At 60.2% G+C, this 18,237-nt stretch carries 16 protein-coding genes; 11 read left to right on the top strand and 5 right to left on the bottom strand.

Annotated elements, in window-relative coordinates; translation table 11 throughout:
- Positions 1 to 40 precede the first annotated feature (40 nt).
- The 3 genes from B8746_RS15615 to B8746_RS15605 form a co-directional block, all read right to left on the bottom strand.
- On the bottom strand, positions 41 to 1,051 hold the full coding sequence (locus tag B8746_RS15615; RefSeq protein WP_084394633.1) for an LLM class flavin-dependent oxidoreductase: 1,011 nt from the start codon (positions 1,049 to 1,051) through the stop codon (positions 41 to 43).
- A gap of 63 nt (positions 1,052 to 1,114) precedes the next feature.
- On the bottom strand, positions 1,115 to 1,891 hold the full coding sequence (locus B8746_RS15610; protein ID WP_084394632.1) for a GGDEF domain-containing protein: 777 nt from the start codon (positions 1,889 to 1,891) through the stop codon (positions 1,115 to 1,117).
- A 108-nt stretch (positions 1,892 to 1,999) separates the two neighbouring features.
- On the bottom strand, positions 2,000 to 2,599 hold the full coding sequence (locus tag B8746_RS15605; protein ID WP_084394631.1) for a tetratricopeptide repeat protein: 600 nt from the start codon (positions 2,597 to 2,599) through the stop codon (positions 2,000 to 2,002).
- Between the two features lie 140 nt (positions 2,600 to 2,739).
- Between B8746_RS15605 and B8746_RS15600 the strand changes: the two genes are divergently transcribed.
- The 10 genes from B8746_RS15600 (at position 2,740) to B8746_RS15555 (ending at position 14,627) form a co-directional block, all read left to right on the top strand.
- Positions 2,740 to 3,711: an oxidoreductase gene (locus B8746_RS15600; protein WP_084394630.1), complete on the top strand. Its 972-nt coding sequence runs from the start codon at positions 2,740 to 2,742 to the stop codon at positions 3,709 to 3,711.
- A gap of 115 nt (positions 3,712 to 3,826) precedes the next feature.
- On the top strand, positions 3,827 to 4,645 hold the full coding sequence (locus tag B8746_RS15595) for a class I SAM-dependent methyltransferase (RefSeq protein ID WP_158084665.1): 819 nt from the start codon (positions 3,827 to 3,829) through the stop codon (positions 4,643 to 4,645).
- 68 nt (positions 4,646 to 4,713) lie between these two features.
- On the top strand, positions 4,714 to 5,457 hold the full coding sequence (locus tag B8746_RS15590) for a TVP38/TMEM64 family protein (RefSeq protein WP_084394628.1): 744 nt from the start codon (positions 4,714 to 4,716) through the stop codon (positions 5,455 to 5,457).
- Between the two features lie 167 nt (positions 5,458 to 5,624).
- Positions 5,625 to 7,160, top strand: a complete 1,536-nt coding sequence (locus B8746_RS15585) for a 2-isopropylmalate synthase (protein ID WP_084394627.1) — start codon at positions 5,625 to 5,627, stop codon at positions 7,158 to 7,160.
- A gap of 292 nt (positions 7,161 to 7,452) precedes the next feature.
- Positions 7,453 to 8,493, top strand: coding sequence for a rod shape-determining protein (locus B8746_RS15580; RefSeq protein ID WP_084394626.1), 1,041 nt, complete (start codon positions 7,453 to 7,455; stop codon positions 8,491 to 8,493).
- An 85-nt stretch (positions 8,494 to 8,578) separates the two neighbouring features.
- The gene (locus B8746_RS15575; RefSeq protein ID WP_084394625.1) at positions 8,579 to 9,478 is read left to right on the top strand and encodes a rod shape-determining protein MreC; all 900 of its coding nucleotides are present in this window, start codon (positions 8,579 to 8,581) and stop codon (positions 9,476 to 9,478) included.
- A 3-nt stretch (positions 9,479 to 9,481) separates the two neighbouring features.
- Positions 9,482 to 10,042, top strand: coding sequence for a hypothetical protein (locus B8746_RS15570; RefSeq protein WP_143434625.1), 561 nt, complete (start codon positions 9,482 to 9,484; stop codon positions 10,040 to 10,042).
- Positions 10,039 to 11,958, top strand: a complete 1,920-nt coding sequence (mrdA, locus tag B8746_RS15565) for a penicillin-binding protein 2 (RefSeq protein ID WP_084394623.1) — start codon at positions 10,039 to 10,041, stop codon at positions 11,956 to 11,958. Before B8746_RS15570 ends, mrdA begins: the two co-directional genes overlap by 4 nt.
- Complete coding sequence (gene rodA, locus B8746_RS15560; RefSeq protein ID WP_084394622.1) at positions 11,958 to 13,130, top strand: rod shape-determining protein RodA; 1,173 nt, start codon at positions 11,958 to 11,960, stop codon at positions 13,128 to 13,130. The genes mrdA and rodA overlap by 1 nt, the downstream gene beginning before the upstream one ends.
- Before the next feature lie 81 nt (positions 13,131 to 13,211).
- Positions 13,212 to 14,627, top strand: coding sequence for a sodium-dependent transporter (locus B8746_RS15555; RefSeq protein WP_084394621.1), 1,416 nt, complete (start codon positions 13,212 to 13,214; stop codon positions 14,625 to 14,627).
- 69 nt (positions 14,628 to 14,696) lie between these two features.
- Here the strand turns inward: B8746_RS15555 and pip are convergent, their stop codons facing one another.
- On the bottom strand, positions 14,697 to 15,653 hold the full coding sequence (gene pip, locus B8746_RS15550) for a prolyl aminopeptidase (RefSeq protein ID WP_084394620.1): 957 nt from the start codon (positions 15,651 to 15,653) through the stop codon (positions 14,697 to 14,699).
- A 126-nt stretch (positions 15,654 to 15,779) separates the two neighbouring features.
- Between pip and B8746_RS15545 the strand changes: the two genes are divergently transcribed.
- Positions 15,780 to 16,397 carry a hypothetical protein gene (locus B8746_RS15545; protein WP_143434624.1) on the top strand — a complete coding sequence of 206 codons (618 nt, stop codon included), beginning with the start codon at positions 15,780 to 15,782 and terminating at the stop codon, positions 16,395 to 16,397.
- A gap of 37 nt (positions 16,398 to 16,434) precedes the next feature.
- Here B8746_RS15545 and B8746_RS15540 read toward each other — a convergent pair whose 3' ends face one another.
- Entirely contained in the window at positions 16,435 to 18,093 is a 1,659-nt protein-coding gene (locus B8746_RS15540) for a DUF262 domain-containing protein (RefSeq protein WP_084394618.1), read from the bottom strand.
- Positions 18,094 to 18,237 lie beyond the last annotated feature (144 nt).

Here is an 18,237-nt window from a genome sequence, read left to right as displayed (position 1 = left end):
CTGGTCGAGAAGACCAGTCACGTTTTTTGAGTGGTGCCTTTTATTCGGCGGCCTTGGCCGGCGTCAGACTTTCTCGCACCTCGGCGGCGATCTCATAAGAGCGGTGCCGGGCGGTCTCATCGAATATGTGTGCGGACAGGATGAGTTCGTCGGCGCCCGTCCGCCCGATGAAGTCCTCAAGCTTCGCCTTTACCGTTTGCGCGGATCCGACCGCCGAACAGGACAGGATCGTCTCAAGCATGATGCGTTCATGCGGCAGGATCTCCTCGTCGAAGGACAGGTCCGGTGGTGCAAGACGGGTCGGTGTGCCGCGTCGAAGATTGACGAAAGTCCGGCGCAGCGACGAAGCGAGCAGGTGCGCCTCCTCATCGGTGTCAGCGGCAATCATGTTGAAACCGAGCATGACATGGGGCGTCTTCAGCTGTTCTGAGGGCTGGAAGGTTTCACGGTAGATCTGGATGGCGCGCTCCATCTGCTGCGGCGCGAAGTGCGACGCGAATGCGTAAGGCAGGCCGAGATGGGCGGCGAGCTGCGCGCCGAAAGTGGATGAGCCGAGGATCCAGAGCGGGATATTGGTTCCGCCGCCGGGCACGGCCTGGACACGCTGTCCCGGCTGGACCTCTCCCAACCAGGCCTGCAATTCAACGACCTCTTTCGGGAACCGGTCCTCGCCGCCGACAAGGGTGCGGCGCAGCGCATGGGCGACCGCCTGGTCACCGCCCGGTGCGCGGCCAAGGCCGAGGTCGATCCGCCCGGGATAGATCGCTTCGAGGGTTCCGAACTGTTCGGCCACCATGATGGGCGCGTGGTTCGGCAACATGATGCCGCCGGCACCGAGACGAATCTTCTGAGTGTCCTGGCCTGCATGAGCAATCATGACGGCCGTGGCGGCGCTGGCGATGCCTGGCATGTTATGGTGCTCGGCGAGCCAGTAGCGATTGTAACCCAGCCGGTCGGCATGCGTCGCAAGCCGGCGGGCCCGTGCAAGGGCATCCTGAGCAGTGCTGCCTTCAACAATGGGGGCGAGATCAAGGACGGAAAACGGAATCATCCACTCCAATGTAGGAGCCCATGCTTCCTCCGCAATCACAAGCTGGTGTGTCGGGCGCGACTCTCAGGCCGCTCGGCGGAGCATGACTGCCGATACAACCTTGTTTCGGCCATCTCTTTTCGCGCGGTAGAGCATTTCGTCGGCCTGCTCGAGGCTGGCCGCAAGGCCCATACTGGCATCAAGGCTCGCCACCCCGAAGCTTGCAGTGACATTGGATGACTTGTTCTTGAAGACCATACTGGCCGCCTCAATCCGTTTGCGCAGCCGCTCGCACACAGCATCCGCCTGACGGGGAGACAGATTGGTAAGCAGGACGACAAATTCCTCGCCGCCCCAGCGTCCGAGCCGGTCAAATGGGCCGCGGAGCTGGGCGTGACTGATTGCGGCGACCTGCACGAGAACCTGATCACCAAAGCTGTGGCCGTGGGTGTCGTTAAAGGCCTTGAAGTGGTCGAGATCAAAGATTGCGATGCTGGACTGATGACCGGTGCGCTGCATGCGCTCGATCTCTTCATTGGCGAAATTCTCGAAGGAACGGCGATTGAACAGCCCGGTAAGCGGATCGGTTGAGGCCATGGCGTGCAACGTGGAGTGGTACCGGTCGAGATGGTACTGGTTTTGTGCGGCCATGGCGCCCATCGGCGCCGCAACGCATGTGGAAATGGCGAGCACGGTAAACAGAAACTCGGTCCGGTCTGCAGGAATGCCGCCAAAAGCTGTCAGACTCACTGCAAAAATGGTGACCAGAGACAGGGCTGTGACCATGATAAAGCCGAAGAACATCAGCGCCCGCATGACAGCGCCGGTACTCGCTCTCAGGAGTTGAAGATTCGTCGGCATGACAAATCAGTATCAGATGAGTGCGAAGACCGGCGTAACGTCAAAGCGGAAATTTCATGTAATCTTTCAAGTTATGATTGGGTTCTCTGGATCGGTTGCGCTGCTTTTCTACAGCCCCTGACGTTCTGGCAGGCCGAAGCCGCGTGCGCGTTCGCAGGCCCATTCATCGCCCGCGGCGCAGGCATTCTGGATGTACTGCTTGCCTGTTGTGCGCTGCATGGGACCCCCTTGTCCGCGATACAGCATCGAGCCATAGCCCGCGCATGCGGTCTGGTCACCAAGGTCGCACGCTGCCTTATAGAGCTTGCGGGCATAGGGCAGGTCGACGTCGCCATCATTGCCCTTGAAGGACACATGGGCCTGCTGGCTGCAGGCGACCGCGTCATCTCCCTCGAAACAGGCCCTGTGGTACAGGGACTGCGCCCTTGGATAGTCCTGTCTTACACCCTGGCCCTTGCGGTAGATGTCAGCGAGCTTGCGGCAGTTGCGGGCCCAGACGGCGGTCTGCCGGGACGTGTCCTTGCAGGCGGTCTGATAACGCTCGATCGCATCGTCATACCAGCCTTTCTCGACGGCGCGGTCGGCGTAGAGCTCATCGGCGTCGGGGCGGGCGATCTCTTCGCGCCCGAACTGGGCCGAAGCGGGCACCGAGAAGGAAAGCCCGACGAGCAGGGCGGCAGCAATGGCTAGAGGGCGGCGTGTCATCATCTGTTTCCGTTTCATGCCAGCCAGTAGACCGGTGAAATTTGACTGAATTCAGACGTCTTATGCAGTCGGGCTTGCCAGTCCAAGCCCGAAGGCGCAGGGTTCGGTCGATAACGATAGCAATAGTATTGGGAGATCGTCAGATGACCGCGAAGGATCAGGCCCCGATCGGATCGGGTTTTCATGCCAAGAGCACGGCGAAAGACGTTGTCGAAGGCATCGACCTCACCGGCGTGAACGCCATCGTGACGGGAGGATATAGCGGCATCGGCCTGGAGACGGTGCGTGCGCTGGCCGGGGCAGGCGCGCATGTGACGGTGCCAGCGAGGCGTCTCGACGTGGCAAAAGCGACGCTGGCGGACATTCCGCAAATGATCGCCGTAGCCGAGATGGATCTCGCAGATATTGCAAGCGTGAGGCGTTTTGCTGCCGATTACGTTGCGTCTGAGCGCCCGCTTCACATCCTGATCAACAATGCGGGGATCATGGCGTGCCCGCTCAGCCGGGTGGGGCCGGGCTGGGAGGCGCAGTTTGGGGTCAATCATCTAGGGCATATGGCATTGGCGCTCGCGCTTGAACCTGCGATCGACCGTGCCGAACGCACGCGGATCGTCAGCCTGTCATCCATAGGGCATGCGCGCAGCGATGTGATCTGGGATGATCCGAATTATGAGACCCGCAACTATGACAAATGGGAAGCCTATGGCCAGGCGAAGTCCGCGGATGCCCTGTTTGCCAACGGGATTGACCGCAGGTGGAAGCACAAGGGTGTGACGGCCTTTTCGGTTCATCCGGGCGGCATTTTCACGCCGCTGCAGCGCTACCTGCCGGAAGAAGAGATGGTCGCGCTGGGCTGGAAAAATGCCGACGGGACGATCCCTGAAGCGGTGCAGGCGATGTTCAAGACACCCGAGCAGGGGGCATCTACCACTGTGTGGGCTGCGACATCGCCAAGTCTGGAGGGGCGGGGCGGCGAGTATTGCGAGAATTGCGACATTGCCCAGCTTGCCAACGAAAGCAGCCAACGCTGGGAACATGCCCGTGAATGGATCACGGATGAGGTAGGTGCGGACCGGCTGTGGGAGATGAGCGAGGCCATGCTGGCAAAGGCCTGAAGCTGCGGTGCACGGCCCTTATTTCCTCTGGTGAAATGCGCTGGGTCGGTCCAGTATGGGGCGGGGCGTGCAGACCCAGGATGAGTGCTCCGGATGGGGCAAGTTGGAGGAAGACATGACGTTAAGATTGATGACGGGTGCGGCCATGCTGCTGCTGGCCTCGGCCTGTGCGGCGACCAAGACGGAGGCCGGGCTCGCGCCGGTCGATGTGCCAATGCCGCCCGTTGCCGAAACGGTGAGTGCGGACGCTGCGCGCCTCAACGCCGCCATCGTCAATGATGCGCGACCGGACACCGATATCGAACGCGATGCCATGCGCCATCCGGCGGCAGTGGTCGAATTCATCGGTCTGGAGCCGGACGACACTCTGCTCGAGCTGGAAGCCGGGGGTGGATATTTTACCGAGATTTTTTCGCGCTACCTCACCGATGACGCGAAGCTCTACATGCAGAATCCGGCGGCGTTCGACGCCTTTCTCGGCAACAGTCTGGAAACCCGCCTCGAAGGGCTGGATAATGTCGAATACCTGAAGGTCAATTTTGACGAGATGCCGCTGGATGATGCATCGGTCGACGTTGTGACCTGGTTCCAGGGGCCGCACGAGCTCTGGTATACGCCCGAAAGCGGTACCAAGTTGGTGACCAATCCCGACAACTCGCTACCTGAAATCTTTCGCGTGCTGAAACCGGGCGGGACGTTTGTGGTGATCGATCACACTGCCCCGGCAGGATCGCCTGCAACAACCGGCGGCGACACGCACCGGATAGACCCGCAGATCGTGAAGGACCTTGCGACCGAGGCAGGCTTTGTCGTGGTGGCCGAAAGCGACCTGTTCGACAATCCCGAGGACGACCTCACGGTCAATGTCTTCGACGAAAAGGTTCGCGGCACAACCGACCAGTTCATGATCAAGTTCGAGAAGCCGGCAGCGTAGGCCCGCTTGCGCGCGTGACCTGCCGGTCGTGCTTGACGATCCGGGCGGTCTAAATCAAAGGAGCGGCGATGCAGCCCGAGAGTCCATCTCTTCCCGCGCGCCGTTCCCGCAAGGCGCTGTGGTTCGGCCTCGCGCTCGGCGCGGGCGTGATTGGGCTGTTCATTCTCGGCAAGACGGGCGTGCTCGGCTCGCTTGAGCAGTTCATTGCCCAGATGCAGGCACTCGCCGACACACCCTGGGCCCTGCCGGCCGTGATCGCGCTTTTCTGCGGTGCAGCCTTTGTCGGAATTCCGCAATTCGGGCTCATCGGTGCCGCCGTCGTCGCGTTCGGGCCAGTGTATGGGGCATTCTACTCCTGGGTGGCGACGCTTGTTTCCGGGGCCATCACTTTCTGGCTTGGACGGTTCAGTGGAGAGGCCGCCGTGGCGCGCCTGTCGGGCCGTCGGACGCAGAAATTCACCGAATTCGTCACGCGCAATGCCTTCGCCGCCAGTGCCATTGTGAGAAATGTGCCGACGGGGCCATTCCTCATCGTGAACATGGCGTTCGGTGCCGTGCGTGCCAACTTTCTTGCCTTTCTCTCGGGCATGGCGCTGGGCGTCATTCCGAAGATCCTGCTGGTCACGTTTGCGGGCCAGAGCCTGATGGCGGCGCTCAGCGGTTCGCCATTGCTGGCAGCGGGACTCGCGGCTGCGGCGACCCTCGTCTTTGCGGCGGTATGGCTTTATGCGCGTCAACGGCGCCGTGCGGGCAAGATTATTGCGGTTGACGTAGTTGAACCGGTTGACACTCGGGGCGAGAACACGGATTAGTCTCGCCATGCGCAAGAAATTGCCCCTGCTGATGCTTACCACCCTGCTGCTTACCGGCCCCTGGCCGGTTGCCGCCGGACACTAGTCGTCTGGCGCCTGGTCAGGGGAACACTTCAAGCCTCGTACACACCCAGTACCAGTCCCAAGTTTTCCAGACAGGCCAGACCATGACGACCGATAAAGACCGAATTCTGATTTTTGACACGACAATGCGCGATGGCGAGCAATCGCCGGGCGCGTCCATGACCCACAAGGAAAAGCTGGATCTTGCCGACCTGCTTGAAACGATGGGTGTCGATATTATCGAGGCTGGCTTTCCCGCTTCCTCGCAAGGTGATTTCAAGGCTGTGCAGGAAATAGCACGGCGTTCCAAATCCTCTGTGATCACGGGCCTGGCACGGTCGACTCCCGGCGATATCGAGCGCTGCGGAGAGGCTGTGCGTGCGGCGGCTCGCCCGCGGATCCACACCTTCATCTCGACCAGCCCGGTGCACATGAAGCACAAGCTGAAAATGGGGCCGAACGCGGTACTGGAAGCAGTTGGCCGTTCTGTGGCGCAGGCGCGCAATCTCGTCGACGATGTCGAATGGAGCGCGGAAGACGCAACGCGGACAGAGTTCGACTTCCTGTGCAAATGCATTGACGCGGCCATCACGTCCGGCGCCACCACAATCAATGTGCCCGATACGGTTGGCTATTCGCATCCCGATGAATATGGCGCGCTGATCCGTAGCCTTCGGGAGAATATCCCGAACTCGGACAAGGTGATCTGGTCAACCCATTGCCATAACGACCTCGGCCTTGCGGTGGCGAACTCGATCGCTGGCGCGGCGAATGGCGCAAGGCAGATTGAATGCACGATCAATGGACTTGGTGAGCGGGCCGGCAATGCATCGCTGGAAGAGGTCGTCATGGCCTTCAAGGTGCGCGGTGACAGCCTGCCTTTCGAGACTGGCATCGATACGACACGCCTGGCCCGTGCGAGCCAGATGGTAAGCCGGATTACCGGCTTTCCCGTCCAGTATAACAAGGCCATTGTCGGCAAGAATGCGTTCGCCCATGAGAGCGGCATCCACCAGGACGGCATGCTCAAGAACACCGAGACCTATGAGATTATGAAGCCGGAAGATGTCGGCGTCTCCAAGTCTTCTCTGGTCATGGGCAAGCTGTCTGGTCGCAACGCTTTCCGTGACAAGCTACACTCGCTCGGCTACGAACTGGATCAGGATTCGCTCAACGAAGCGTTCAAACGGTTCAAGGCACTTGCCGACAAGAAGAAGCACGTCTTCGATGATGACATCCTGGCCCTTGTGGATGACCAGCTGTCTGCCATGGGTGAACGGGTCGCTTTCAAACGCCTGCGTGTGGTGGCCGGGTCTGAGGGGCCGCAAACGGCGGATCTGACGCTTGTGGTCGATGGTGAAGAACGTTCGGCCAGTTGCGAAGGCAATGGGCCGGTGGACGCGGTCTTCATCGCGATCCGTTCCATCGTCAAGCACGATGCCAAGCTTGATCTTTATCAGGTGCACGCGGTGACGGGCGGGACGGATGCGCAAGCTGAGGTCAGCGTTCGACTGAAGGGCGAGGGCATCATGGCTGTCGGTCGCGCTTCAGACCCTGATACGCTGGTGGCCAGCGCGAAGGCTTACATTCACGCGCTTAACAAGCTTGAAGCCCGCCGGATGAAGCGCCTCGCCGCCTGATTGTTTGCAAGCGCGATGCGCGCGTCAATAATGATGATTTACAGAGAATGAATCGCTCCCGATCGGGAGTGAACGTTTCGTTTGTGGAATGAAATCCGAGGCGATGGCGGGGTTCGCATAAAGCCCCGCCATTACTGAACTATTTGCTGATGGAACGAGGCGTTCCATCTGTCAACAGTGTTTCACTTGCGTTAACGGAGTGGAAACGGCATTTGTGGTATAGGGCTGATCAATATCCACACCTGTGTGCGGGCGAATTGTCGTTCGCACCACTAGAAAAGCGACGTTGCAAATGATCGGTAGCCTTCTCGGCATGCTCTCCACGGATATGGCCATTGACCTCGGGACGGCGAACACGCTGGTCTACGTGAAAGGTCAGGGCATCAAGCTCGATGAGCCGTCCGTCGTCGCATACATGAACCAGGGTGGTCGCAAGGTTGTTTACGCGGTTGGGAACCAGGCCAAACAGATGCTCGGCAAGACCCCGCTGAACATGGAAGCCATTCGCCCGATGCGCGATGGCGTGATTGCGGACTTCGAAGTCGCCGAGGAAATGATCAAGCACTTCATTCGCAAAGTGCACAATCGCCGCGCCTTCGTTTCTCCGCTGATCATCATCTGTGTGCCAAGCTCTGCGACCAATGTCGAACGCCGCGCCATTCACCAGTCGGCGCTGGCTGCCGGCGCGCGCGACGTCCAGCTGATCGAGGAGCCCATGGCGGCCGCAATTGGTGCGGGCCTGCCGATTGAAGAACCAGCAGGCTCCATGGTGGTCGATATCGGTGGTGGCACGACCGAGGTGGCCGTTCTGTCGCTTGGCGGCATCGTCTACTCCCGCTCCGTTCGCGTCGGCGGCGACAAGATGGACCACGCCATCATGAACTATCTGCGCAAGGCCAAGCAGATCATGATCGGGGAGATGTCGGCCGAGCGGATCAAGAAGGAAATCGGGTCTGCCAAGGCACCCGAGAGCGGCGAAGGCCTGACTGTAACGGTTCGCGGCCGCGGCTCGGCAGACGGCGTACCGAATGAGGTTGAAGTCAACGAAGCCATGATGGCAGAAGCGCTGGCCGATCCGGTCGGCGAGATTGTCGAGGCGATCAAGCTCGCGCTGGAGGCGATGGCGCCCGAACTCGCTGCCGATATTGTCGACCGCGGTATTGTGCTGACAGGCGGCGGCGCGCTGCTGCGCAATCTCGACGTGGTTATCCGTGAGCAAGCGCAATTGCCTGTCATGATTGCCGACGACCCGCTAAAATGCGTTGCCAATGGCTGCGGCTATGTTCTGGAAAATCTGGTGCGGATGAAAAACGTCCTGTCACCGGAAGTCTAGCAACAGCCAGGCTGAATTCCCGGTTGCGAAACCGGCCGGATCAATTCAGGATTAATCGAGTGGTCGGAGGCCAGAAGGGACGTCCATGGCCCGTGTGCGAGGAAAGCGTCTGAAGGGTCGCCCGTTGCGGCGATACGCCCTTTTTATTGCCCTTGCCGGCCTGTTTGGTGTTCTGTTGCTGCAGACCTCTCCACGCCTCCGCGCCATGGTCGACCCGACACGCGCGATGGCGGCCGACCAGCTTGCAAGTTCAGCCCGTCCGGGCCTCTGGGATCAGATTACCGGCAAGGCCGCCCGTGAGGCGCGTATACGCGAGCTTGAAGCCCAGGTCCGAGAACTGACGCGGTATCGGTCTGTGGCCATTTCCATGGCGGCGCGCCTGGAAGCGTATGAAGAGATGCTCAATGTCATGGGTGAGCCACCTGTGCGCGGTGTGACAGCGCGCATCACAACAGAAACAAACGGCCCCTTCCGCGAGGCCATTCTCGTCAATGCCGGCCGGCTGCAAGGCGTCGAGGAGGGGGCGTATGCCGAGAATGAAGGCGGACTGGTGGGGCGGGTCGTTCAGCTTGGCGAGCGCTCGGCGCGCGTGCTGCTGGTGACCGATTTCAACTCGCGCGTCCCCGTCATGGGAGAGGCGAGTGGCCTTCGCGCCATCCTGTTTGGCGACCGCGATGATCTTGGCACGCTGACAGACCTTCCAGAGCGCGGCGATTTCATCCTGGGCGAGCGCGTCCTGACGTCTGGCGAGGGCGGCATATTCCCGCGCGGGATTGTCGTCGGCGAGATCGTGCAGCGTGGCGGAACCTTGCGCGTCGAGTTCGGCATGCGCGACTCGCAGGGCGGTTTTGTGCGCCTCATGCCGAGCATGAAGATTCCGACGCCCGAAGCTTTCCCGGTGCAAGAAGCGCCCAGCGAAGAAACGGAAACCGCGGCGTCCGAAGGCGCAGAACCGCAAGGCGCGCAGAATCCGGGAGCGCCCTGACCCATGGCTCGTCGTCGTGATCAGGGGGCCGTGTCTGGAATTTCGCGTCTCTGGCGGGAAGCGGGGCCGACTAGCCGGCTGATTATCGGGTTCCTGATGGTCGCCCTGGTGGGGATTGTCGGGCTGACGCCGAAATCCCTTTTCGACCAGGAACTCGTCTGGCCTTATGCAGCGCTCGTGGCGGCGGTCGGCTGGGGTCGAAGCGGCGTCGCCTTTCGCCCGATGGTGCTGCTTGTCATTCTCGGCGTCGCCCAGGATGTCAGCGCCTATGCGCCGCTTGGCTGTTTCGGCTTCATCAATCTCAGCGTGTTTGGTCTCAGCGCGGCTTTCAGTCGGGCTTTCGATCGCGAACGTGCGCCGATCATCTCCATGGCTGCGCCGGTGGTGCTGTATGCCATAGCGTTCAGCCTCGTCTGGTTGCTGGCGAGCTTTGCGTCGGGGCATGTGGTTCAAGTGTCGCCGCTGATCAGTGCAATGGTCGTGACCTATGTCATGCACATGCTGATGGCGCCTGTCTTTGACCTCGGACGGCGTATCGTTCCGTTGACGGGGAGCATGGTATGAGTTCGCCCAAGGATTTTGAAGATCGCCTGAACCGGCGCACTGTGGCGACCGGTATCGCAGGCGGGCTAATGTTCTCAGGTCTCGTTGCACGACTCGCGCAGCTGCAGCTGTTCGAAGGCCAGCGCTACATGGAAATCGCAAAGGAGAATGGGGTAAAGCTCGACCTCGCGCCGCCGCGCCGGGGCACGATCTATGACCGGTTCGGCGTGCCGCTTGCCTCTCACAGACAGGCTGGACGCGTCTCCATCATTCGCGAGCAGACCCCAAATCTCGAAGCCTCCCTGTCAGAGATTGCCAGACATATCGACCTGCCCCCGGAACAGCAGGCGCGTATTGCGCGTCAGGCGCGCCAGCAGGCCTCCTTCCAGTCGACGATTGTCCGCAGCGAGCTGTCCTATGAGGACTTTGCGCGCATGTCTCTGATCGCGGCGAGTATTCCGGGTGTCGAGGTCGATATGGCTGCGACGCGTTCCTATCCGCGCGGCCGCGATTTTGCGCATGTGCTCGGCTATGTCGCCAAGGCAAGCCAGGATGATCTTGCTCGGCTGACAAAGAATCTCGGGGATGAGGAAACCCGCCTGCTGACGCGCCTGTTCAAGCACCCGGACATGCGGACAGGCCGCTCCGGTGTCGAGCGACATGCCGAAGCCTGGCTGCGCGGCGAACCCGGATTCCGCCGGCTCGAAACGAATGCGGCCGGACGCGTCATCCGCGAACTGGAGAGCGACGATCTCGCACCAACGCCGGGCAAGGATATCGGGCTCACAGTGGACGCGGAGCTTCAACGGGCGGCCATTGAGCGCTTTGGCGAGGAAAGCGGTGCGGCGGTCGTGCTCGACATTGAGACAGGCGCAATACTTGCCTTTGTCTCCACGCCAGCCTTCGACCCCAATGATTTCGTCAACGGCATTTCATATGCCGACTACAACGAGCTGCGTGAGAATGACCGCTCACCTCTCTATCACAAGGCCTATGACGGCACGTATCCGCCGGGCTCGACCTTCAAGATGGTGGTGGCGACTGCGGCGCTTGAGGCGGGCATCAATCCTGAAATGCGGGTGCACTGCAACCGCTATTACCGTTTTGGCAATCGCACCTGGCACTGCTGGAAGGCGGGCGGTCACGGCTCGGTCAACATGCACTGGGCGATCAAGGGAAGCTGCGACGTCTACTTCTACGAAATTGCCCGCCGGGTTGGCGTCGAGAAGATCGCGGAAGTGTCGAAAAAATTCGGCTTCGGCCAGCGCTGGGAGCTCGGCCTGACGGGCGGGCGTGCCGGAACGGTGCCGAATGATGAATGGAAACGCAAAGCGCTCGGTGAGCCCTGGTATGAAGGCGAGACACTGAATTATGGCATCGGGCAGGGCTATCTCGCCACGACGCCGCTCCAGCTGGCGCTCATGTCTGCCCGTATTGCTGCCAAGGGCCGAATCATCGAGCCCTATATCATTGGTGACGGCCCGCGCCCGGATGAGCCGATCAAGGAAGATGCCCCGCTAGACCCGGAGATGATGGAGCGGATGATGGCCGGCATGTATGGCGTGACATCAGAGGCGGGCGGTACAGCCTGGCGGTCCGGGGATCTCGGCCTTGGCGGCCCACGACTTGCCGGCAAGACCGGCACGGCTCAGGTGCGGCGCATCACCGAGGAAGAGCGCCGCTCGGGCGTTCTCAAGGGTGACCAGATTGATCGCAAACTTCGCGATCATGCACTGTTCGTGGCCTATGCGCCTGCAGACGATCCGAAATACGCGATCTCGGTTGTCGTGGAGCATGGCGAAGGCGGGTCGAGTACGGCTGCGCCGGTCGCGCGGGATATCCTCGCCGAAGCGATCCGCCGCGATTCCCGCAAGGCTGCCAAATGGCAGCAGACGGCAGGGCGCCCTTCCGGCGGCAATGACCGCGGCGCGCCCTGATGGCCTGGACGTCTAGCGCTTCTTCGGTCCGTATGGATGACCGCGATTTCGGAAAGACGCTTGCGGCCATACCGTGGGGGCTCGTGCTGCTGCTGGTCTGTGTCGCCTGTATCGGCACGGCAGCCCTGTTCAGCGCAACCTATACCAACCCTGAAGAAGCGGCCCTGCCGGCACGCCATGCCGTGCGCTTCGGCATTGCCCTTGCCCTGATGTTTGTCGTGGCCCTGGTGCCCATTCGTGTCTGGCTGCAGGCCGCCTGGCCCGCCTATTTCGTGACCCTGGCCATGCTGGTCGGTGTGGAGATGTTTGGCGTGACCGGGGGTGGCGCGCAGCGCTGGCTGCCGCTCGGCCCCGTCAATGTGCAGCCTTCCGAATTCATGAAGCTTGCCCTGACGCTTGCGCTTGCCCGCTACTACCAAAACAATCTCACCCACCAGTCAGGGCGGTTGCTGATTCATTTTCCCCCGCTGTTCATGATCCTTGTGCCGGCCGCACTGATCTTCAAACAGCCAGACTTCGGGACAACACTCGCGCTCTTCGCATCGGGCGGGGTGCTGATCTATCTCGGAGGACTGTGGTACCGTGTCATAGTTTCCGCAGTGATTGCGGCTCTGCTCAGCATATGGCCAGTCTACCAGTTTGTGCTCGAACCCTATCAGCAGGAACGCGTCGACACCTTCGTTGCCCAGCTGACCGGAAAATCCGTCAATACGCTTGATGATGGCTACCAGATCGAGCAGGCAAAGATCGCGATCGGGTCAGGCGGCTGGGAGGGGCGTGGCTTCATGGAAGGCACGCAGGCCCAGCTCGACTATATTCCCGAGCAGCATACCGACTTCATCCTTACCGTGATCGCCGAGGAGTTCGGTTTCCTGGGGGCGACGGGCCTGCTTCTCATCTGGGGTGTGATCCTGACCTGGGGACTCATCATTGCAGGACGCTCGACAAGCCTGTTCGGCAGGTTCGCCGCAGTGGGGTCGGTCGCGACCGTCGCCTTCTTCATCCTGTTCAATGTGGCAATGGTCCTCGGTCTCGTGCCGGTCGTGGGGGTTCCCTTGCCGCTGGTCTCTTATGGCGGGACGGTGATGTTTACGACGATGGCCTGTTTCGGCATCATCATTTCGGTTCACCTTGGACGCAATGAGCGACTATCCGCTCAGGGGGGAATTTGACCCCTGCACACCGCGAAGCGTTGACCTTTATCCCGCCGTGGATAGTGTCCCGCCAAAATCATTTCCTGGAGGGAGCGAAATATGGAAATTGGTCGCAAGACAGAGACATGGGGCTCAAAGTTCGGCTTCATCATGGCCGCTGTGGGCTCATCCGTCGGTCTCGGCAATTTCTGGCGTTTTCCCTACACGGCGGGTGAGAATGGCGGCGGCGCATTTATCGTCATCTATCTGATCTCTGTCGCCTTCGTGGGCCTGCCATTGCTGATGGCTGAATATGCGATGGGACGAAAGTCCGGCATGTCGGCTGTCGAAGGCGTCGAGTCGCTGGCCCGCGCCGAAGGCAAGAGCCTCAATTGGGGCATTGTCGGCTGGGTCGGCACGCTGACGGCGTCATTCATTCTAAGCTTCTACGTCGTCATTTCGTCCTGGCTGATCGCGTTCACGCTACAAGCGCTCCAGGGCAAGTTTGTCGGCATGAATGCGGAGGCGTCTGGCACGAATTTCGAGGATGTGATCGGCATTGGCGCCCATCCCATGGCATCGAAATGGTACATTCTCTTCCTGCTTGCCCTGTTCCTTGCCACCAATGTGTGGATTGTCGGACGAGGGGTGAAAGGCGGCATCGAAAGGGCGGCGACAGTACTCATGCCGGCCTTTTTCATCATGCTGGTTGTTGTCGTCGGCTTTTCGCTGGCCAATGGCGATGCCGGGGCCGCCGCTGAGTTTCTCCTGACCCCGAAATGGGAGGATGTGGGCTTCAACACCTTCCTCGAAGCCATTGGACAAGCCTTCTTCTCGATTGGTGTCGGTGTGGGCCTGATGATTACTTACGGCGCCTATCTGGCGCGGGATACGCACATTCCGCGGGCGTCAGGCATCGTTGCAGGTTCTGATACGATGGTTGCGCTGATTGCCGGCTTTGCCATCTTCCCGATCGTCTTCGCTGCGGGTCTCGACCCGGCCGGTGGACCGAGCCTGTTTTTCGTGTCGATGCCGGTTGCATTTGGCAGCATTCCCGGCGGTGAAATCATGGCTGTCATCTTTTTCGGCCTCGCGCTCTTTGCCGCGTTCACCTCCTCGATCTCCCTGATGGAAGTATCCGTATCATGGCTTGAGGAGCGTCAGGGCGTCACCCGGTTCGGGGCCTCGCTTGGCATGGGTGTGATCCTGTTCGTTGTGGGGTCGGCCTATGTGTTCTCGCTTGATTATCTCGACTTCGTGGACTTCCTGACGGGGAATCTCCTACTGCCGCTCGGCGGATTGCTGGCAGTGATTTTCGCTGGATGGATCCTGTCGCGCGACATGCTCGAGAGTGAACTTGGCGAAGGCACGATCATGAATGTGTGGCGCTTCCTGATGCGGTGGCCGGTGCCGGTGTTCCTGGCCTTTGTCCTGTTCTTCGGCTTCTTCGACAAGATCCAGCAGCAATACAATGTGCAGCTTCCAGACTTCATGACGAGCATTCTCGGGCCGAACAATCCGCTTCCGGCCGAATAGGCGAGGCCTCCGAAAAAGCAAAAGGGCGCCTGTGCGGCGCCCTTTTCATGGGTCTTCAGTTCGCGATGCCTATCCAAATTTCTTCGCGAAACTCCGGGTGGCGCGGATCAGCTGGTCGATGATGCCGCTGTCGAGGCTGGAATGGCCCGCGTCCGAGACGATGTGGAGCTCTGCATCCGGCCAGACCTTGGTGAGCGCCCAGGCCGTCGAGAGCGGCGTCACCACGTCGTACCGTCCGTGTACGATGATGCCCGGAACACCTTTCAGCTTCTCTGCCGCCTGCTTGAGCAGCCAGCCATCGTCCTCGAAGAAGCCCTTGTTGACGAAGTAGTGGCACTCAATGCGGGCAAAGGCGTCAGCGAAAGCGTCTTCCTCGAATTTGGCAGGGCGAGAAGAGGGGCCCTGAATGGAGATCGTCTCACCTTCCCAACACGCCCATGCCTTGGCGGCGGCAAGGCGTTCCTGCCGGTTGTCGCTGATCAGGCGTTTGTGAAAAGCGTGCAGCAGGTCACCGCGTTCCGCCTCCGGTATGGGAGCGACATAGCGGTCATAGGCGTCGGGGAAGAGGCGGCTCGCCCCGTCCTGGTAGAACCACTGGATCTCGGCGTCCGTGATCAGGAAGATGCCGCGCAGGATCAGGCCAAGGACGCGCTCGGTATGGGTGACCGCATATGACAGAGAGAGGGTGGAGCCCCAGGACCCACCGAAGACAACCCATTTGTCAATGCCGAGGTGTTCGCGGATTGCCTCCATGTCGCTGACGAGCGCCCAGGTATCATTCTCGCGCAGCTCCGAGTGCGGGGTGGAGCGACCGCAGCCGCGCTGATCGAACAGAATGATGCGATAGATTTCCGGATCGAAGAAGCGACGCATTTCAGGGTTCGATCCACCGCCGGGACCGCCGTGAAGCGCAATGATTGGCAGGCCGTCGGGATTGCCCGATTCCTCCCAGTAGATCTCATGGAGGTCCGTAACTTTCAGTCGTCCCGTCTTCCGGGCTTCTATTGGTGGATAAAGTTTTAACATCGATAACCCTTGTTCACCCCCTCTTCATACATTTGCAATTCTATATGGGATTAAGGTCTGGACGCGTAATGGCCAATCTGTAATCCTCAGTGCGGGGTTGCGTAATTTACGGGCGGTCAGTTGTCGATGATGAAAGTGCTTTCTTCTCTGTCAATCCTGCTTCTGTCAGGGTGCGCGACCGTATCGATGGTCTCGAAGGAAGCGATTGTCGAAACCAGCTTGGCCAGTGAACAATCTGCATTGCGAGAGTCGGCCACCACTTTCAAGGTAAACGCCGAAGCTGAGGGTTGGGTGTCCGAATCCAAGGGCCTCGCAGACTTCGCCAACATCCTGTTTGGCGGGGCATCGGAACAGACCGACCGGGCGCCTGCAAGCTATGGCGACAAGATTGGCGCGGGTGACCTTGCCGTGGAAGAGGTCTTCCGGACCATCGAAACAGATGCGCGCCAAGCCGCGACATCCCTGCAGCAGCTCGATCTCCTGGCCGAAGAGCTGCTATTGACGGGGAAAGTCTCTCGCGCGGATGTGATCAGCTTCGAAAGCGCGCTCGTCGTCGCGCAGAAAAGCTATCGCAGCTTCTCCGAAGCCGCCGGGATTGCCGGGGCGCGTGGCAATACGGGCCTGACTGGTGCCGAACTCGCCCTGGTCCATTTCGCGTCATCCATTGACGCTGCGAGGCTTTCCGCGGACCAGCTTGCGAGCGCCTATGCGTCAGGTTCTCAGGGCGTGACTGCCAGCAGCTAGACAGCGGCGGCGGATCGGCTGACCCGCTTCGCCACCGCTATTCATCCAGGTCCGAGAACCAGACCATCATCAGGATGTCCACGAGCTGTTCGGTGCGCGAGCGCACATCTTCAGCGGTCCAGCTCTGCCGGTTTCTGAGATCTTCCGTCAGAGAAAAGATGCGGCCCCCCTGTTCGAAGAAGATCTTCTTCTTCTCACGGAAGTCCTTGCGATCAGCCGCGCGGTTGATGTGCTGGGGGACAATCACGAAATTGCCGACTGTCTCACAGAGCTCGCGCTGTACTGGGCCGTTTGGCCAGACCGTGTTCCAGAAGGAATCTTCCGGCACGGCGCGCGGGAGCACATGTTCGACCGTTGCGTCGTCTTCGGGACTGACGGCTTCGCCATTTTCAAGAGCGGCGTTGAGGCGGAGCGCAATGGCCCGGCGCTGTGAGAAATTGCCGAACCGTCCGCTCAGCCGGTCACGAACCTTTTTCTGGTCATCCTTCGAGAAGTGGAGGACGCTTTTGCCGTCGAGCAGGGGTTTGCCGGCAAGGATTGTCTGGGTGAGCTTGGTGTAGCGCTTCTGGCGGGGTGTGCGGTCGGTGATGTGCAGCATCATGACGAATGCGAACCGCTCCAGCAGCTGAAAGAATTTTAGCGCTTCATCTTCCTTGTGCGAGTTGTGGTAGAGATAGGCGACCGCGGGGACTTTCCACAGGGAATGGTCAATGAGCCTGAGGTGATCCAGCGCCGTCTTGACCGCAGCGCTCTTGTCGCCGAGGTCAGGGTCGCCCTTGAGAACGGTCCTATAAGCGTCGACATAGCGGGGCAGTTCCTTGTCGAGAAATGTCTTCGCGTCGACCTTGGACAGAACGACTTTGGCGAAGTCCGAGGTCTTGCCCTTCTGGGCCTTGCTGTAGAGCTGGCGAATGATGTTCAGCAGCTCATTCAGGCCGCTTCCGCCCAGCTGGGCCTCATAATCCAGCCATTCGCGGGCATATTTGTTGGCATCCTCAAGCGGGACGTCCGCTTTTTGCAGGATTTCCGTCTTGATGATGTCATGGCTATTAGGTGCCTTGCCCCGCGTGTTCAGCACGCGGAAGACTTCATTGCCTTCATTGCGGTTCGGCACGGTCACGCGCACGACGACGACGCGGTCGCGAATGGTCTCGAACAGGGAGAGCCGTTCGGCAGAAGACATGGGCTTTATCTGCTTTTCCAGCCATTCGAGATTTGTCTGGAAGCGATTGTGATTGGAGGATTCCTCGGTCTCGATGTCGCGGCGCTGCGTGGCGCCTTCTTCCTGTACCGCCTCACGAAAGAAGGGGTTGTCGACATGGTTCAGTGTCATCCGCCAGGCGCGGTCATCGCCCCTGCGAGCCCTGTCACGATCGCCGATCAGTGCATGCAGATTGGTCTTCAGTTTCTCGTCGGTTTCCAGGTCGCGCAGCACGGCGAGGATCATGGTGAGCGTTGTCAGCCTCTGCTGCCCGTCCACGACCAGCGACGTGTATTCGTCGACATCGACGAGCACGATCGCACCGATGAAGTGGTGCCGGCGTCCGGCGGCGGCCGTCCTGAGATCTCCGAGAAGTTCGCCAACTTCGTCCACGTCCCACACATAACTGCGCTGGTATGGGGGCATTTTGAGCTCGACATCACGGGCCAGTAGTTCTGCAAGGCTGCATGTCTGCGACTTGATCCCTGAATCCATTGATATCCCCGATAGACTTAGTAGACGTTAGTTTGGCCCCGATTAGCGCTGTGGACTCATTGAATACACTCTTGGTCCGGACGTTTTCGGGGAGGTGTAGCAGCAAGGCAACGAAGCAATGAAATGGGTGAACTTCGAGGTTGA

Origin of the sequence: Henriciella pelagia (genome assembly GCF_002088945.1) — a bacterium.
GTDB lineage: Bacteria > Pseudomonadota > Alphaproteobacteria > Caulobacterales > Hyphomonadaceae > Henriciella > Henriciella pelagia.
The sequence above is the reverse complement of the archived record's forward strand: the minus strand, read 5'-3'. Positions and strand labels throughout refer to the sequence as shown.

Coding starts and splice junctions, on each gene's coding strand:
- B8746_RS15615 (WP_084394633.1), bottom strand. CDS start 1,051: ATGATTCCGTTTTCCGTCCTTGATCTCGCCCCCATTGTTGAAGGCAGC.
- B8746_RS15610 (WP_084394632.1), bottom strand. CDS start 1,891: ATGCCGACGAATCTTCAACTCCTGAGAGCGAGTACCGGCGCTGTCATG.
- B8746_RS15605 (WP_084394631.1), bottom strand. CDS start 2,599: ATGATGACACGCCGCCCTCTAGCCATTGCTGCCGCCCTGCTCGTCGGG.
- B8746_RS15600 (WP_084394630.1), top strand. CDS start 2,740: ATGACCGCGAAGGATCAGGCCCCGATCGGATCGGGTTTTCATGCCAAG.
- B8746_RS15595 (WP_158084665.1), top strand. CDS start 3,827: ATGACGTTAAGATTGATGACGGGTGCGGCCATGCTGCTGCTGGCCTCG.
- B8746_RS15590 (WP_084394628.1), top strand. CDS start 4,714: ATGCAGCCCGAGAGTCCATCTCTTCCCGCGCGCCGTTCCCGCAAGGCG.
- B8746_RS15585 (WP_084394627.1), top strand. CDS start 5,625: ATGACGACCGATAAAGACCGAATTCTGATTTTTGACACGACAATGCGC.
- B8746_RS15580 (WP_084394626.1), top strand. CDS start 7,453: ATGATCGGTAGCCTTCTCGGCATGCTCTCCACGGATATGGCCATTGAC.
- B8746_RS15575 (WP_084394625.1), top strand. CDS start 8,579: ATGGCCCGTGTGCGAGGAAAGCGTCTGAAGGGTCGCCCGTTGCGGCGA.
- B8746_RS15570 (WP_143434625.1), top strand. CDS start 9,482: ATGGCTCGTCGTCGTGATCAGGGGGCCGTGTCTGGAATTTCGCGTCTC.
- mrdA (WP_084394623.1), top strand. CDS start 10,039: ATGAGTTCGCCCAAGGATTTTGAAGATCGCCTGAACCGGCGCACTGTG.
- rodA (WP_084394622.1), top strand. CDS start 11,958: ATGGCCTGGACGTCTAGCGCTTCTTCGGTCCGTATGGATGACCGCGAT.
- B8746_RS15555 (WP_084394621.1), top strand. CDS start 13,212: ATGGAAATTGGTCGCAAGACAGAGACATGGGGCTCAAAGTTCGGCTTC.
- pip (WP_084394620.1), bottom strand. CDS start 15,653: ATGTTAAAACTTTATCCACCAATAGAAGCCCGGAAGACGGGACGACTG.
- B8746_RS15545 (WP_143434624.1), top strand. CDS start 15,780: ATGATGAAAGTGCTTTCTTCTCTGTCAATCCTGCTTCTGTCAGGGTGC.
- B8746_RS15540 (WP_084394618.1), bottom strand. CDS start 18,093: ATGGATTCAGGGATCAAGTCGCAGACATGCAGCCTTGCAGAACTACTG.